Origin of the sequence: Streptomyces griseocarneus (genome assembly GCF_014655595.1) — a bacterium.
Taxonomy (GTDB): Bacteria; Actinomycetota; Actinomycetes; order Streptomycetales; family Streptomycetaceae; genus Streptomyces; species Streptomyces griseocarneus.
The window spans coordinates 1,177,312-1,193,794 of record NZ_BNBL01000001.1; the positions used below are offsets into that span (position 1 = coordinate 1,177,312).

The window sequence follows — 16,483 nt, forward strand, 5'->3', positions numbered from 1 at the left end:
CGGTCCAGGACGGACCGGCGACAGGGAGACCGCTTCGCGGCCACGGGCACGCACCGCGGCGCGGGCGGAGCCCCGCCCGGGGCGACGGCCGAGGAAGGCGGACCCGGATGAACGGCGGCGGACGTACCACCGGTGGGTCGCGGCCGGCCCGTCCGGAGGAGTCGGCGACGGTGCAGGCCCAGGCGCTGCTGCCGATGATCTGGGCCGATCCGCAGCACATGCCCGAGCAGCTGGCCTTCTTCGCGGTGCGGCGGTTCGGCCCCCGGGCCGCCGCCGCCGTGGACCGCCGGAAGCAGCGCAGGCCGGCGGCCGGGGCCGACGAGCTCCGCCGGGAGGCCATCGCCCACGGAACGCGCATGACGATCGCCGACGGTGCCGCGCTGGGCGGGCCGTTCATGATCGTCATGCCCGTGAGCTTCGTGGCGGCGCTGCTCTCCCAGGCCCGGATGGTGCTCGAGCTGGCCGTCCTCGCCGGGCACGACCCCCACAGCGAGGACCGGGTGGTGGACCTGCTGGTCCTCCAGGACGTGTACCCGTCGACCGAGGCCGCCGCCGAGGCCCTGGGCGGGGTCAAGCGCCGCCCGCCGGGGGGCCGGGGCCGGATCCCCCGGCGGACGCGGTGGTCGATGATCGTCAGGATGGCGGCGATCCTCGGCATCGTGGGCGGGGGCGGCGAGAAGCGCAGCAGGCTCCAGCAGGTGGTCTCGACGCTCCCGATTGCGGTCCTGTTCCTCGTGGGCATGGTGCTGCCGTTGATCTGGGTGCCCGCCCTCGCGGTCATCTACCGCAAGAACACCCTGCGGCTCGGAGCGAAGGCCGTGCGGTACTACACCCCGGGCGCCGTGGGGGAGCCGCTCAGACACGGCGGACGGCTCTCCCACGTGCCCAGGGGAGCCGGCTTCGCCGCCGTCCTGCGGGTCCTCGCCCTCGCCGTCGTGCCCTTCGCGGCCGCCGCCGCGGTCGTCGTGGCCGACATCCGGCTGGCCGGCGGGTTCTGGGGCACCGGCCTGATCGTCCTCGTCGCGGTCTCCCTTCTCGCGGCGGGCTTCTGGTTCGTACGCCGCCGGTCACGCCGGCGGTGAGGAGGGAAGGAGACGGCCGTGAGCACGCAGGAGCACCCCCCGACGCCGGACGAACGCGCGGCACGCGGCAAGGCGGCGCGCGGCCGGGTGCCGCGCTCGGCCCATGCCGGGCTGGAGCCCCGGAACGACCGGGCCGACCCGGTGGCGGTCCTCGAACGGCAGAGCGCCGACCGCGCGCCGGAACTCGTGCCGATCCGCTACGGGAGAATGCTGGAGTCGTCGTTCTCCTTCTACCGCGGCGCCCCGGCCGTCATGGCCGCGGACCTGGGCACCCAGCCCCGCACCGGCATCGAGGCGCAGCTGTGCGGAGACGCCCACCTGCTGAACTTCGGGCTCTTCGCCTCGCCCGAGCGCCACCTGGTCTTCGACGTCAACGACTTCGACGAGACGCTGCCCGGGCCGTGGGAGTGGGACGTCAAGCGGCTGGCCGCCGGCATGGCCGTCGTGGGACGGGAGAACGGCTTCTCGGCGAAGCAGCGCGCTGACGTCGTCCGCGGCACCGTGCGGGCGTACCGGCAGGCGATGCGCGGCTTCGCGGGAATGCGCAACCTCGACGTGTGGTACGCGCGGGCCGACGCCGAGCGCCTGCGCGAGCTCTTCGCCGACCGCCTCGACAAACGAGGACGCCGCCGGCTCTCCCACGTGCTGGAGACCGCGCGGACCCGCGACCACCTGCAGGCCTTCGAGCGGCTCACCGAGGTCGTCGACGGCGCCCGGCGCATCGCCGCCGACCCGCCCCTGGTCGTCCCGCTGGGCGACCTGCTCCCCGACGCCCCCCGCGCCGAACTCGAGGCGCGCCTGCGCGAGCTCGTCGAAGGCTACGGCCGCAGCCTCGCCTCCGACCGCCGGCACCTGCTGGGCCAGTTCACGATGGCCGACGCCGCGCGCAAGGTCGTGGGGGTCGGCAGCGTGGGCACCCGCTGCTGGATCGTGCTGATGCTCGGCAGGGACGACGACGATCCGCTGCTCCTGCAGGCCAAGGAGGCCGGCCCGTCGGTGCTGGCGCCCTACGCGCGCCCGAGCGCGTACACCAACGAAGGACAACGCGTCGTCTGCGGGCAGCGCTTGATGCAGGCCGCCAGCGACATCTTCCTCGGCTGGGAGCGCGTCACGGGCATCGACGGCCGCCGGCGCGACTTCTACGTCCGGCAGTTGCGCGACTGGAAGGCGAGCGCCCGGCCCGAGAGGATGTCGCCCACCGAGCTGCGGTCCTACGGCGAGCTGTGCGGCGCCACCCTGGCCCGCGCCCACGCCCGTTCCGGCGACCGGATCGCCATCGCCGCGTACCTGGGCGGCGGCGAGGTCTTCGACCGGGCCCTGGCCGAGTTCGCCGAGACCTACGCCGACCGCAACGAGCACGACCTCCGGCTGCTCGCCGAGGCCGTGCACGGCGGCCGCGTCGTGGCCCGGCCGGCCTGACGCGTCCGCGCTGTCGGCACGGCGGTCACCACATCTTCCACTCCGGCAGGGGATGCTCGCCGGGCAGCCTGTCGGCCACGCCCTCCCGCAGGGCCGGCCGGCGCGCCACGGCCCCCTCGTACCACCGGCCGTAGCGGCCGGCGAGGACGACGGACGAGACGCCGTGCAGGAGGACGCCGAGCCCGACGGTGACCGCGATCACGATGCCCATGAGCCGCGTCCCGGGTACGTGCTCGGCCGCCACGAGCAGCCCGAGGACGAGCGAGGGCAGGCCACGGGAGCCGAACCAGCCGGTGTAGGCCACGGTGGCCGGGCGCAGCCGGCTGCCCGTGAGGGCGAGGGCGGTGGGCAGCATGCGCACCACCGTCAGGCTCAGCACCGCGTAGGTGACGACACGCCAGCTCAGGTGTGCCAGCGCGGGTCCGAGCAGCACCGCGCCGAAGACCAGGAAGCTCAGCGCGGCCAGCAGCGCCGCCAGGTGCTCGACCGACTCCAGGGTGTCGTCCTCGCCGCCCTGGGCGGCGCCCGGCGACGCTCCCGCGCCCACGGCGGCCGTGAAGGCGAAGCCCGCGACCCAGGCGGCGACGAAGGCGCTGCCGTCCGTGGCGGCCGCGAGCGTGCCCGCCAGCGTGGCGAGGGCCAGCGGCAGGATGCGCCGCCAGTCGTCGGTGACACGGCCCCTGACGCGCGACCGGCACAGCAGCCACCCGCCGAGGCCCCCGACCGCCAGCCCCAGCACGGGGCTGAGCACCAGCACGCGCGGGAGGACGCCCGTCACCCCCTGGTGCGAGGCCGCCGTCCCGGGCAGCCCGGCGAGGAGGACCGCGAAGACCGGCATCACCAGGCACTCGTTGAGGCCGCACTCGGCGTTCAGCCCGTGCCGCACGACCGCCGGGATGCGCGGCGCGAACACCGCGGCCTTGCTCACGGACGCGTCGGTGGGCGCGAGGATCACCCCGACGAGCGCGAGCTCCCAGCCCGTCATCCCCGGCAGCAGCGCCCACGCCAGGAGCACGCCGCCCGCGATCGTCAGCGGCAGCCCGACGACGAGCAGCCGGACGGGCAGGAACCAGCCGCTGCGGAACTCCTCCGAACGAATGGTGGCCGCGTCGGTGAACAGCACCAGCGCCAGGGCCACCTCGGCCAGGGTGAGCACCGGCCCGGCGTCGCGCTCCAGGTCCAGCAGGCCGAAGCCGACCGGGCCGACGAGCACACCGGCGGCGGTGAACAACAGCGGGGCCGACACCACGGTCGAGGCCAGGCGCCGGGAGACCAGGGCGTACCCGCCGGTCACGGCGGCCACCGCAGCCGCCGCCCACGCGCCGCTCCCGCTCACGTCTCTCCTCCGGCCGCCCGCGGCGCGCACGGGGCGCCGGTCCGGGACCTACGGTCGGCCCCGTGCGGGACGGCCTTCCCGGTCGCATGGAGCGTAACGTCACCGGACGCGGTTCCCCCCGCCCTGCGGCCCGTGCGGCAGCCGGGTCGCCCGAGTGGATGACGCGGCGGACCCGCAAAGGCCTCTCGAGGCCGGTCAGTACAGGTCGCGGCTCAGGCCCGCGACAGGACGCTGGTTCAGGTGGATGCGGGAGGCGGGCAGGCCGGCGAACTGAGGGCCGAGCTGGGACAGCCGCGTACGCGTGAAGACGCTCAGATGGGGGCCAGCGTGCTGGGCGAGGTCCAGGGCCTGCGCCCACCACGTGAACCGGGTCACCACGGCGAGGGGACCGAGGGGCAGCTCGTGGGGGCGTTCGTGCCACCGGGAGCCGTCCAGGAGGATGACCGGTCGCGGGACGGGCAGCGCGGGGCCGTCCGGCCGGTCACCCGCCCGGCCGCCCAGGAGGAGGGGCTGGGCACCGGACGCGATCGCCCTGTCGACCCACTCCGGCCACCAGGCCGCCTGCCGGCGCTGGGGAAGCGTGCTCCCCGGCGTGAACCGGGCCGCCTCCCGGACGAAACAGTCCAGGAAGTCCGCCGACCGGGCGGTGTGCACCGCGATGAGCGGCGTGGCGGCACAGCCGCGCCCGGCACGCGAGAAACACGCCCGCACCGCGGCGCGAGCGGCCGCCCGCACCTGTCCGTCGTGCCGCAGCACGAGCAGCCCGGGCGGCCGGGGACGCGCCCGCGTTGAACGCGGCGGCCCCTGTCCGCAGCACTGCGGCGCGACGTCGTCCGCGTGCTCGGTCAGGACGGCGCGCACCGCACGGGCGGCGGCCTGATCCGCGAGGCCCTGCACGACCAGCTGCCAGGCACCGGCCGGCAGCCCGGCGCGGCGTGCCGCGGACGTCACCGCGAGCGCCACCATGGCGCTGCGCACGTCGACTTCGGTGACCACCGCGCCGCCGCGCAGCAGCGCGGGCAGGGCCCCCTCGAGCAGCGAGGCCAGGGGCCGCGCGTCGTCCACCTGGGAGGCGAGCACCGCCGGGCGCGGCCCGGCCTGCGACTGCGGGCCCACGGGGCCGGCCCTGCCGCGCGGGTGCCATGGAGCGAGGCCGTGGCGCACGGCCGCCCCGACGTGGCGCAGCACCTGGTCGGCCTGCCGGAGCTCGGCGGCGGCGTCCACGGCGCCCAGACCCGCGGCGTGCGTCAGGACGGAGCCGAAGGCGCCGTGGCGCGCGGCGAGACCCTCCCGCAGCCGCGTGAGCCACCTGATGCGGTCGACGGTGCGCACCCCGCGCCACACGCCCTGTGCCGTGCGCGCCCGCTCGACCGAGTTCCTCGCGTCCGCGGGTGAGGAGAGCGGGAGCGAGAGCAGGGGACGGCCGGAGAACGCGCTGTCCACGGGGACGTGTTCACGGTCCCCGGCGGAGACCGTGCCGGCCTTCAGCGCCGCGGTCAGCGTCGTGCCGAGCAGATCCTGGTAGGTCCGGCAGCGAGGGCGCGAGGGCATGGACGGCTCCCTGGGAGTACACGGACGGCAGGGCCAGGCGGCGGGAGGTCCGGGCCAACGTACCGCCGGGCCGCAGGAGGAAGGCGGCGACGACCGCCCACGCCACGCCGCCGGCGGGCACGCCGAGCGTGGTGACGGCCATGGACCCCATGACGGCCAGGGCCAGGCACGGGCCGAGGATCAACGCCGCCGCGCACGCGAAGGCCCGCAGACCGGGCAGGCGGGCGGACGCCGAGGGCGCCCGGCTCGCGCGCACGCCCGGGGTGTAGCTCCTGGAGATCACGACCGCCAGGGCCGGGAGGAAGACGGCCGTCATCCAGAACAGCGTCGCGGCGATGGGCGAGCGGAGCCAGCGGACGATCTCCTCCTGCCCCGGCGCCCCGGAGGCGACGAACCCGGGGGAGGTGGCGAGGAACCGGTGGACACCGGTGCCGTCCCAGCCGTGGACGAGGGTGAAGAACAGGGCGATGTACGCCCCCAGCAGCTGCAGAGAGGCCTTCCAGACCCTGCCCCGCACCAGCAGCCGGTGCGTCACCAGGCAACCGGCGGCGGCGCACAGCGTGTCGCCGGCGCCGAACGCGGCCAGGGCCCAGGGCGGGATCGCCCTCCACACCTGCATCGACTCCCAGCCGGGGAATCGCGTGGACAGCCACATGCCCATCGGGGTGAACAGCAGCCCCATGAACAGCAGAGTGGTCGCCAGATTGCGGTCGCGGACGGCCCGCAGCCGGGGGGCGTCCGCCCGAACGAGGCGCACCTGTTCGGCCGTGGCCAGCGCGCAGCCGGCTCCGGTCCCGTAGGCGAGGAACACATCGGCCTGGAGCATGGCGGGAGTCCTGTCAGGCGTCGGCGAACGACGACCGGTTTGCTGGAACGCGGCTGTCCGGCCGAGTCGTCGGGTCGGCGTCGGACGGCAGGTATGCGGCGACCGAGGCGGGCAGGTGCACTCCGGCGAAGCGCAACTGGGCCAGACGGCTGTGGAAGGCGGCTCCCCGCAGCAGGGCGCGGGCGATGCCGGCGGCGTGACGGTTCCCGGGAGCGCTCCATGGGGTGTCCCGGGTCCAGGCGTTGAACGCGCCCATCGCCGGGCCGCACCATATCTGGTAGTCGGCGGCGCCGTCCGGTTCGCCCCTGGTGGCCCAGCGGGAGGAGAGCCCCAGGTACCAGCGGAACATCAGGGCCATGCGGAGCTTGGGAGTACGTTCGGCCAGCTCCGCCTGGCCTGGCCGGTGCCGGCGCAGATGGTCGGCCACCTCGGACCACACCTCGTCCAGGGGGCGGCGCAGCACCTGTTCCTCCAGTCGCGCACGGTCCCCCGGGGACAGGTCGTCGAGACCGGCGTGCTCCCGGTAGAGCCGGTACAGCCATGCCGCTCGGCCGGGGAACAGCGTCCCGCGTTTGAGGACTTGGACGTCGACTCCCATCTCGAACATGTCGGCGGACGGGGCCATCGCGCAGTCGCCGACGTCGGCCTGGGCGAGCAGCTCCTTCACCGCCGGGGACGTGCCGGCCTCGACGCAGGCCTGATTGACCGATCCGGTGACGATGTAGGCGGCCCCCATGGAGAAGGCGGCGAAGGCCGCCTGGGGAGTGCCGATGCCGCCGGCCGCCCCGATGCCCACGGTGCCGCCGGGCCGGCCGGCGGCCGCTTCCCGGTCCCGCAGGGCGATGATCAAGGGCAGCTGGGTCACGAGCGGGCGCCGGTCGGTGTGGCCCGCCGAGTCGGCCTCCACGGTGATGTCGTCGGCCAGCGGCACCCGTGCCGCGAGCCGCGCCTGCCCGTCGGTGATCAGGCCCTGCCGGGTCAGCTCGACCAGCAGCTCGGCCGGGGCCGGACGCAGGAAGAACGCGGCCGTCCCGGCCTGCGACACCTTCGCGATGACGCGGTGCCGGACGTGCACGCCGCCATCGGGTGCGGACCGCAGGCCGGCCGCGCGGTAGCGGACGAGATCGGGAGTGGGCCGCAGGAAGGCCGACGCCTCGACGCACGGCACCTGGTGGCGCAGATAGATGTCCACGGCGCGCCGTTCCGCCTCCGGGGCGGCGGGGCTGTGGATGAGGTTGCAGGCCCATGGGAGGCCCGGCAGCTCCCCGCTCAGGCGCAACACGGCCTGCTCGACGCGGTCGGCGGCCAGGCCGGCGGCGCCGAAGGAGGCGAGGTGACCGGTGCGGGCCAGCGCCACCACCAGTTCCTCGGAGGAGATGCCTCCCGCCATGGACCCGGCCATGTAGGGCTGCCGCGTCCCGTGACGGCGCAGGAAGGCCGATGCCCCCAGACACGGCGTGCCGACCGGTGACGCGGCGGCCAGGACCCGCACCCCTGATCCGGGGCGCGGGCGCTGCGAGGTGACTCCGAGCCGTCCGTCGCAGCGGACCACGTAGCAGGGCCGGTCCAGGTCGTGGAGCACGGCCCGGATCCGGGCGGGGTCGAAGGAAACGTTCATGCCGTCACCTGCTTCCGGGAGTCGGCCTTCAGGGAGCCGGTCTTCAGGGAGCCGGCGGAAGTCCGCAGGGCGATGTTCTCCACCGCGTAGATCCGCAGCCCGTCCCTCCAGACGCCGCCGTCGGCCCGCACGGTGAGGCCGTCGCCCTCCCGGACGACGTCCCGGATGTGCACCTCGGCCTGGACCTGCCGGTGGTGCGGCAGGATCTGCCCCCGGTACGTCCACCGCAGTTCGGCGCCGGTCTCGGGAACCAGTGTGCGGACCTGCGCCCTGTCGAGGTCGCCGGTGTGCAGCAGATGGGCCTTGACCATCTGGAAGAGGAGCTCGACACCGCAGGAGCCGGGCATGACGGGGTCGTGGAGGAAGTGCCGGCCGAAGAACCAGTCGTCCGCGCACACGGGTTTGGTGCACAGCAGGTAGCCCAGGCCGTGCCGCCCCCCGCCGGGAACGACGTCGAGGGCGGCCCCCGTCATGAGGGCGAGGCGTCCCCGGCCCGGCTGGAGGTCGCCGGCGTCGACGCGGTGTGCGGTGGGCCGGGCGGACTCCCGGCGCGCGAGCCACGGCGGTACGAGCCGTCCCCCGTCCAGGCCCTGCTGCTGCTCGAGGACGGCCCGGGTGAAGAAGCCGTGTACGGTCTCCCCCCGGTAGAAGGCCTCCCCGCCCACGCCGAGTTCGAATCCGTACCGCTGGACGACCGTGCCCGGCAACGCGGTGTGCGAGAGCAGGGTGGTGCGCTGGCGCACGGTCCGCCCGCGCGGGTCCACCGGGCGCAGGAGACGGGCCCGCCCGTCGAGGTTGCGGGCGGTGAAGTCCTCGTCCGGGTACTCGAGGGTGACTCCCGCCGCGGCCCCGGCGAAGGCCGCCGCCTGCAGCGAAATCTCCAGGTAGGCCAGTTGCGGAACCGTTCCTCCGCTCTCCGTGACGTACCAGGGTTCCTCGGGCACGTCGTACTCCGTGACGTACTGGGAGCCGATCGGGTAGCTCCTCGGAGCGGGTGGTGCGCTGTGCAGCCGGTCGAGCAGCAGCAGGTCGCCGCGGGGCAGCCGGGGCCGGATCCGCCGGGCGGGGGCCGGTGCGGCCGGGTGGCGGCCGGTCATGCGGAGGTCGCCTTCGGCGGTGTGGGCCATGTGGAGTTCATGGGCGTACGCCGGTTCACCGCCCGGCGAGCGACGCACGGAGTGGGGGGCGTCGCAGCCGGCGACGGTGGAGCCCGGCCTCTCGCGGAGCACGGTTCCCACTCCGTGCAGCCGGGCGAACAGGCCCCGCGCGTCCACGCAGCGCACGTCCGCCACCACGTGGGGGCGGGGGACGAGGCCGATCGCCGCGATGTCGGCCTCCAGGGACAGCGTCCCCGTGAGCCGGCCGGTGTCCCTCACCTCGATGAGGGTGGGTTCGCCCGTCCAGGGGTGGAAGCGGGGTCCGGGCAGGCACGTGTGCAGGCCGTGGTGCAGGGCGTAGACCCGCAGGGCCTGCCAGGCGGCGTCGAGCAGCGGCACCCATCCGCCGGTCGCGGAGCTGCGAAGGGGCGTGATCGTGGCCCGCAGACTCCCCTGGCGGTAGCGGCCGGTGCCGGAGCCGTGGACGGTGACCTCGTCGAGGAGGCCGAAGCCCCCCGGCCCTCCCGGCCCGCCCGCGTCGCCGTGGTCGTCGCCCTCCGGCCGGAAGGCGGGCCCGAAGACCTCGGCGAGTCCTCCGGCCGCCAGCAGGTCCAGCTCCGCCCTGCCCAGGTGGTGCCGGGCGGTACGGGCCAGGGGCCTGAACCCCTGAGGGTGCTCGGGCAGGGGCCGTACGGGCCAGGGCGCCCCGTCCGCAGCGGCGGGGCCGGTCACGCCGTCGGCCTCGGCGATCAGGCGGTCCTCGTGATGGACGTGCCAGGCGTACGCACCGGGGCCGTCCGGTGACCCGGTGGCGCGGGCCCGCACGGCGTCGGCCGGGTGGGGCGGTTGGTCGTGCCAGGTCAGCGTGGTCCGGATCGCGGTGGAGGCGGTTGCGGTCGTCGTCCGCCGGGCCGCCTCGCCGCGTTGGAGGACCTCCACCTCGGCCGCGACGGCCGGGATGCCGCCCGTGCCACCGCCCCGCACGGGCACTGTGGGGCCGGGGTCGCCGAGCATCCACTCCTGGAGGGCGTGGTGGGCTCGCAGCGTGACGCGGTGAGCGGCGAGGACCAGTGCGGCGAGTGCCCCGGCCGCGTCGTCGGCGCCGCCCTCCGGACGCGATGCGGCGCCGGGCCGGGGTGCGGGCAGCGGTGACACCTGGTCCGTGGGTCCGGGTTCGTCGTCGGGCCACCACCCATGGGCGGCGAGGGGGCCGTCGAATGCGAGATCGTCCATGGTGACCGTCCGCTCTGCTGGGTCGGGAAGACCGCTGTCCGGCTTCACGGCGCGGTGGAGCGCGGGGCGGGCCACGCGGCCCGGCCCGCGAACTCCGGTAGGGCGACGATGCCTTTCAGGCCGTTCCAGCGCTGGAGCACGTCCCCCTCCGGCGTACAGGCGGTGACCGTCGAGGTGATGTCCAGCGGACTGACGACCAGCGGTTCGACGACGATGACGAAGGGCTCGTCGTCGGGCAGCGGCGCGAACAGCTCGACGCGCTCGACGGCGACCGGCAGGCAGCGGTGTCCGCACAGTCTCCGCCCGAGCAGCGCGGCGGCCTGGAGCAACAGGTCCGCGAGCGCGGGGCTGTAGCGGTCGCCGGAGTACGCTCCACCGGCCAGCGGCGGGTCCTTGAGCCGTGCGCCGACGGTCAGGCTCCGGTCGTCCTCGGCCAGGACCGGACCCAGCCCCCGCAGGAGCGGGCCGTGGAAGAGGAACCCGTCCGCGTAGGCGGAGTGCGCGCCGTCCTCCGCCGGCCGCGGCGGGGGCGGAGCCGGCCGCGCCGGGGCGGCGGCGCCCGTGGCCCTGCGGAACACCCCCTCGTACCGTGGCCGCGGCATCTCCGCGCCGTCGTCGTGGATCGTCACGAGTACCTCCCCGTCCCGCCCGTCCCGCGGGTGCAGCCCGACGCGCGCGCGGGCCGGCTGCGAGCCGTCGAGGACGAGCCCCTTGTGGACACGGAAGTCGCGTACCTCCGTCACCGGCACGCCGGGGCGGGAGCGTTCGAGCACATTGAGGCACCAGCCGACGGCGGCGGTCATGGGCAGCACCGGCAGCCCGTCGATGCGGTGGTCGCCCAGCACGGGCTCGCCGGCCAGGGTGCCCAGGTCACGCAGCACCTCCGCGTCCCGCGCGGGCAGCGGCGACGGCTGGAAGTACGACTCCGTCGGGCCCAGAACGGTCACGGTCCCCCCGGCCCGTTCGGCGGTCATCTCCTCGACGAAGTAGGCACAGCCCTCCTCGCGGCCGAGCGGTGTCACCCCGATCCGCTCGAAGAGCCGCAGGGCCTCCGTGGACGCCATCCCCCCGTGCCAGGGCCCCCAGGCCAGCGCGGCGACACGGCAGTACGGGCGGTTGGCCTGCCACGCGCAGGCGAACCGGTTGAGGGCTTCGTTGGCCATCGCGTAGTCCGTCTGGCGCCAGTTGCCGTAGACGCCGGCCACGGAGGTGAACACCACCAGACGGCGCAGGTTCTCCGCGGGCAGTGCCTCGAGCACATTGATCAGGCCGGTGAGCTTGGCCCCTGTCACGCGGGCGATGTCCTGCGGTGTCTTGTCCCGCAGGGGCTGGTCGGCCAGCACCCCGGCAGCGTGGATCACGCCGGTGACCCGCTCGCGGTGGGGGCCCAGCGCCTCGCGCACCGCCGCCCCGTCGCCGACGTCCACCGCGAGGTAGGACACCTCGGCGCCGGCCGCGCGCAGCGCGGCCAGGGTGGCGTGCATCTCCCTCTGCTGCTCCAGGGCCTGGGCCCGGCCCTCCAGGGACGCGCGGACGGCGGGATCGCCGAGGTCCTCCAGGGGCGTACGTCCCAGCAGGAGGAAGCCGCACGGGCGGTGGGCCGCGAGCGCCGTCAGGCACCAGGCGGTGATGCCCCGGGCTCCCCCCGTGACCACGAGGAGGTCGTCCGCCCCCAGCGCGGGGGAGGAGCCCGGGGCGAGCAGGGGCGGGGCGGGCTCGGCGGAGACCGTCAGGGTGCGTCGTGACGTGCCGTCCCAGGCGACCTCCGTCACGGACGCGACGTCGGTCGCCTCGCGGAGGAAACGCTCGGCCGCTTGCGCGGGGCCGAGGCGGGGCGCGACGTCCAGCGCCCGGCAGAACAACCCCGGCTCTTCCGCCGCGAGCGCCTTGAGCAGGCCGCCCAGTCCTCCGTGGAAGGCCTGGGCCGTGTCACCGTGCGAGCCCGCCAGGCCCAGGGCACCGTCCAACTGGGTGACGGCCATGAAGCCGGCCCGGTGCCCCGCGGCGAGCGTGTTCTTGAGCGCGGGAACGACGTGTTTGGCGACCAGCACCGCGTGACCCAGCCGGGTGACGACGGCAGTGGCGTCCCGCGCGAGGGCCGCAGTGGCGTCCGCGTCCTCGGGACGTCCGACGGGCAGCACGCACAGGTCCAGTCGCTCCGCCGAGGCCAGCGCCGCGCCCACCTGCTCGCGCAGGGTCGCCTCCTGCCAGTCCGTGAGGTTCCACCGGTCGTCTCCCCCTCCCTTCCCACCGGGCAGGCAGAGCCTGCGCGTGCTCCAGCCCTCGGCGGACAGGGCCCGGCACAGCGCGTCGGCCAGCGCACTGCCGTCGTCCAGCACGAGCGCCGTGGGACGCGGCCCGTAGGCGTCGACGAGAGCGTCGGCCTCGGGCAGGGGCCGCAGGGTCACGCCCGCCCGGCCCACCGGCAACGGCGTGCCGTCGCCCTCCTGTCGCGAGCCCGTGTCCGCGGTCACGTCCATGAGGAGGGCGGCCAGCTCCCGTACGGTCCTGGCCTGCGCGAAGCGGTAGATCTCCTCACGGGGCAGGAAGGGGTAGCGCTCCCAGGCCGCGGCGGCGATCTCGACCTGCTTGAGCGAGTCGACGCCCAGGTCCGTCTGAATGTCCAGGCCGGGCTCGACCATGTCGACGGTGTAGCCGGTCTTCTCCGCCACCAGTTCCCGCAGGATCCGCTCGACGTCCGCCACGTCCACGCTCCCGGGATCGATGGCGTGCGCGAGGTCCGGTGCGGGCTCGGGAACCGCCGCTTCGGCCGTGGCGGCCTCCGGAGGGAGCGGCGTTTCCACGAGCCGTGCGGTCGCGCCGTCCGTGCGGTCGTCAGCGAGGGACGGCAGGGCGTCCACATCGGCGGCCCGCGGCCGCGCGGGCAGGGCGCCCACCCCCTCCGCCCGTCCGGGAGCGGCCCCGAGCCCCAGGCGGGCGAATTCGAGCATGACCTCCTGAGCACGGACGTGCGCCCGGCCCAGGGCCACGCTGTGGTCGCGAACGGCTTCCACCCGGGACAGCACCGACCCGTCCGGAGACGCCTCCCGCGCGTCGGCGCTCACGAGGTCGACGAGCTTGCGGGCGGTGTCCAGCTGCCCTTCCACGTACCGGGAATGCAGGTCCAGCTGCTCGGCCGCGGCACGCACCAGCCGGTCCTCACCCCCTGGTGCCGCGTCCCGCGCCGCCCCGTTCGCCCCGCCGGGAACGGCGTGGGGCGAGGCCGGTTCCGGGACGGCAGGCGTGCAGCGGTAGCCGTCGGACAGTGCCGCCTCGAAGTGTGGACGCCGCGCCTCCACCGCGAACGAGGGCCCCCGCAGCAGTCGTGCGACGGGTGAGGGGGCGGGCGGTGGCGGCGCCTCGGGGGCGTCGTACCGGTTGATGTCGCGGATGTCCATCCCGAGGACGGCCAGCCGCAGGGCCGCGTTCTTCAGGGCCGCCGCGCCGTCGCCGCCCGCGCCGGCGTCCGTGGGCACGGCGTCCACCGCGTCCTCACCGAGCGTACGCGGCACCAGGTGCGTCAGCACCTGCTTGGGCCCGAACTCGACGAACACCCGGAATCCGTCGGCGTACAGCTCGCGGACCCGTCCGGCGAAGTCCACGGGACGCACCATCTGCTCCGCGAGGGTCCGGCAGTTGGCCGCCGGATCGTCGCCGTAGTGCGCGCCGGGGGTGTTCGCCGGCACCGGCGTGACCGGGGGACGCACGCCCACCTCGGCCACGGCCGCGGCGAACCGGTCCACCGCGTGCCCGATCAGCGGGGTGTGGAACGCCGCCGCGACGGGCAGCCGGTGGGCGTACGTGCCCGCGCCGGCGCACTCGGCGACGAACGCCTCGACGGCCGGGGTGGGGCCCCCGACGACGAGTTCGTCGGGCGCGTTGACGTTGCACAGGGACAGCTCCGGGTGGCCGCCCGCCACTTCCTCCCAGCGTTCGCCGGTCATGCGTACGGCCGCCATGGCCCCGGCGTCGTGGCCCTCGACGGCCGGAGGCTCCATCGCGCGACCACGCTCGCGCGTCAGCGCGAGGCACCCCTCGTCGGTGAGGCTCCCCGCGGCCCACAGCGCGGTGAGCTCGCCGCAACTGTGGCCCAGCAGACCGTCGGGAGAGAATCCCACCTCGGCCAGGTAGCGGTACTGCCCCATGGCCAGCGCACCGATGGCGGGCTGGGCGTAGGCGGTGCGGCGCAGGCGCCGGGCGGCGTCCTGCTCTCCGGGGACGGGGTAGACCACGTGGGCGAGCGTCTCGTCCTCGTCCCGCCACAGGGCGTTGGCCTCGTCGAAGGCACGGCGCACCGGGGGGAGGGCGAGCAGCGCGTCGAGCCCCATGTTCACGTACTGACTGCCCTGTCCGGCGAAGAGCGCGGCCACCTTGGTGCCGTCCGGCACGGAGCGGCGCCGGTAGTGGATCCGGCCGGACAGGCTCCAGCTCTCCGGCCCCGGGTTCGCGCTCAGCCGGGCGACGGCCCGCGCGGTCAGGGACGCGAGCTCGGATGCGTCGGCGGCCAGGATCCCGAGCCGGGCGTGACCGGCGGGGACCGCTCCGGTGACCGCCGGCGGAGGACCCTCCTCGACGAGGGCCCGCAGCGCGTCGGCGTCAGGGGCGTGCCACAGATGGGCCCTGGGCGTGCGGTGCAGTGCTCGTGCCCGCGCGTCCGAGGGCCGGTGTTCCTCCAGGACGGCATGGAAGTTCACCCCGCCGAAGCCGAAGGCGGACACGCCGCCGCGGCGCACCGGCCGCCGGGGGTCCAGCACCCAGGGCCGCGCCCGGGTGTTGAGGTACAGGCCGTCGTCACCCACCGCCTCGCTCGCCGAGTCGACGTTGATCGTGGGCGGCAGCAGCTTGTGGTGCAGGGCCAGAGCAGCCTTGATGAGGCCGGCCGCCCCCGCGGCCGATTTGGTGTGGCCGATCTGGGACTTCACGCTCCCCACGGCCACCTGGTTGCGCCCGGGCGCGGGGCCCAGCAGCTTGCGGAGGGCGCCCAGTTCGGTCGCGTCGCCCACCGCCGTTCCCGTGCCGTGGGCCTCGATGAGTCCGACGGATTCCGCGGGCAGGTCGGCGTCCTGGTACGCACGCTGGAGCGCGGTCAATTGCCCCTCGCCGCACGGCGCGTAAACGCTGTTGGTCCGTCCGTCGCTGGATGCGCCGAGTCCGCGCAGAACGGCGTACACCCGGTCGCCGTCGCGCTCCGCGTCCGCCAGTCGCTTGAGCGCCAGCATGCCGATTCCCTCCCCGATGAGGGTGCCGTCGGCGGACCGGTCGAAGGGCTTGATGCGCCCGCTCGGGGAAAGGGCGGGAGTCTTGCTGAAGCACAGGAACGTCAGGGGGGAGTTGTCGGCGTCGCACCCCCCGGTGATCATCAGGTCGGCCCGTTGCCCGACGAGTTCGCCGACGGCCATGCGGACGGCGGCGAGGGAACTGGCGCACGCCGCGTCGACGGTGCAGTTCGTGCCCCCAAGGTCGAAGCGGTTCGCGATGCGCCCGGCGACGACGTTCGCGAGCATCCCGGGAAAGCTGTCCTCGGTCCACGGCGGTGACGCCGCCTTGAATTTGCGCACCATCTCGTCGGCGTCCCGCTCCGACAGTCCGCAACCGAGGGCCACCCGCCGCACCACGGGCCCGTAGAGGCGGGCCCCCAGCGGCACGGACGTGGCGTTCTGGCCGCACACGCCGAGAATCACGCCCGTGCGCGCCGGGTCGTACCAGGAGGCCTCCGGGCACCCGGCGTCCTTGAGCACCTCTCCCGCGACCTTCAGGCTGAGCAGCTGGGCGAGGTGAAGGGAGTCCACACTCGACGGGGGCATGGCGAACTCGGCCGGATCGAACACCACCGGAGGCAGGAAACCACCGCGCCGGGCGTACGTCTTGTCCTCCGCGAGGACGTCCGGGTCGTAGTGGTCCTCGATCCGCCACGTCGTTTCCGGTACGTCGGTGATGCAGTCGCGGCCCGCCACCACGTTGTGCCAGAAGTCGCGCACATTCCGGGCCTCCGGAAACATTCCGGCGATGCCGACGATGGCAATGGGATTCCTGGCCAGTCGGAAGTCGACCGCATTCATTGTGGCCCCTTACCGTCGGGTGACCGATGATAATAAAAGTATTCGAGATGCCTTCTGTGTGCCGGAGGTGAGGGGAAGTGAATCCGGAAGTGGGCTTGGAAGTGAACCCGGTTGAAGTTTTTCCTGGAGAGCCGGAGGGGAAACGGAAGTTCTGCAAAAATGCACGCAACTCCGATGGGGTAGCGAATTCGACCGACTATGGCAAAAGCGGAACGAAAATCCACCTGATTCCGGCGGATCTCTGGGCTGTGCTACGCCCCCT

The 16,483-nt window shown here is 74.7% G+C and carries 8 protein-coding genes; 2 read left to right on the forward strand and 6 right to left on the reverse strand.

Annotation, left to right across the window (positions count from 1 at the left end):
• Nucleotides 1-107: 107 nt before the first annotated feature.
• Nucleotides 108-1,082, forward strand: coding sequence for a hypothetical protein (locus IE295_RS04810; RefSeq protein ID WP_190062133.1), 975 nt, complete (start codon nucleotides 108-110; stop codon nucleotides 1,080-1,082).
• A gap of 18 nt (nucleotides 1,083-1,100) precedes the next feature.
• Nucleotides 1,101-2,501, forward strand: a complete 1,401-nt coding sequence (locus tag IE295_RS04815) for a DUF2252 domain-containing protein (RefSeq protein ID WP_190062134.1) — start codon at nucleotides 1,101-1,103, stop codon at nucleotides 2,499-2,501.
• Nucleotides 2,502-2,526: 25 nt separating this feature from the next.
• Here the strand turns inward: IE295_RS04815 and IE295_RS04820 are convergent, their stop codons facing one another.
• From IE295_RS04820 to IE295_RS04845, 6 genes are all read right to left on the reverse strand, one after another.
• Nucleotides 2,527-3,837 (reverse strand): cation:proton antiporter domain-containing protein, encoded by a 1,311-nt coding sequence (locus IE295_RS04820; RefSeq protein WP_190062135.1) that lies wholly within the window; start codon nucleotides 3,835-3,837, stop codon nucleotides 2,527-2,529.
• Nucleotides 3,838-4,032: 195 nt separating this feature from the next.
• A complete protein-coding gene (locus IE295_RS04825) occupies nucleotides 4,033-5,388 on the reverse strand; it encodes an aldehyde dehydrogenase family protein (protein WP_190062136.1) in 1,356 nt (451 codons plus the stop codon).
• Complete coding sequence (locus IE295_RS04830; protein ID WP_190062137.1) at nucleotides 5,291-6,214, reverse strand: hypothetical protein; 924 nt, start codon at nucleotides 6,212-6,214, stop codon at nucleotides 5,291-5,293. Before IE295_RS04830 ends, IE295_RS04825 begins: the two co-directional genes overlap by 98 nt.
• 13 nt (nucleotides 6,215-6,227) lie before the next feature.
• Nucleotides 6,228-7,832 (reverse strand): PfaD family polyunsaturated fatty acid/polyketide biosynthesis protein, encoded by a 1,605-nt coding sequence (locus IE295_RS04835; protein WP_190062138.1) that lies wholly within the window; start codon nucleotides 7,830-7,832, stop codon nucleotides 6,228-6,230.
• Nucleotides 7,829-10,162, reverse strand: coding sequence for a hotdog family protein (locus IE295_RS04840; RefSeq protein WP_190062139.1), 2,334 nt, complete (start codon nucleotides 10,160-10,162; stop codon nucleotides 7,829-7,831). The genes IE295_RS04835 and IE295_RS04840 overlap by 4 nt, the downstream gene beginning before the upstream one ends.
• A gap of 44 nt (nucleotides 10,163-10,206) precedes the next feature.
• The gene (locus tag IE295_RS04845; protein ID WP_190062140.1) at nucleotides 10,207-16,221 is read right to left on the reverse strand and encodes a type I polyketide synthase; all 6,015 of its coding nucleotides are present in this window, start codon (nucleotides 16,219-16,221) and stop codon (nucleotides 10,207-10,209) included.
• Nucleotides 16,222-16,483: the final 262 nt, after the last annotated feature.

Excerpts from the sequence above, each read along its gene's own strand:
- IE295_RS04810 (WP_190062133.1), top strand. The coding sequence starts at position 108 with ATGAACGGCGGCGGACGTACCACCGGTGGGTCGCGGCCGGCCCGTCCG.
- IE295_RS04825 (WP_190062136.1), bottom strand. The coding sequence starts at position 5,388 with ATGCCCTCGCGCCCTCGCTGCCGGACCTACCAGGATCTGCTCGGCACG.
- IE295_RS04830 (WP_190062137.1), bottom strand. The coding sequence starts at position 6,214 with ATGCTCCAGGCCGATGTGTTCCTCGCCTACGGGACCGGAGCCGGCTGC.
- IE295_RS04835 (WP_190062138.1), bottom strand. The coding sequence starts at position 7,832 with ATGAACGTTTCCTTCGACCCCGCCCGGATCCGGGCCGTGCTCCACGAC.
- IE295_RS04840 (WP_190062139.1), bottom strand. The coding sequence starts at position 10,162 with ATGGACGATCTCGCATTCGACGGCCCCCTCGCCGCCCATGGGTGGTGG.
- IE295_RS04845 (WP_190062140.1), bottom strand. The coding sequence starts at position 16,221 with ATGAATGCGGTCGACTTCCGACTGGCCAGGAATCCCATTGCCATCGTC.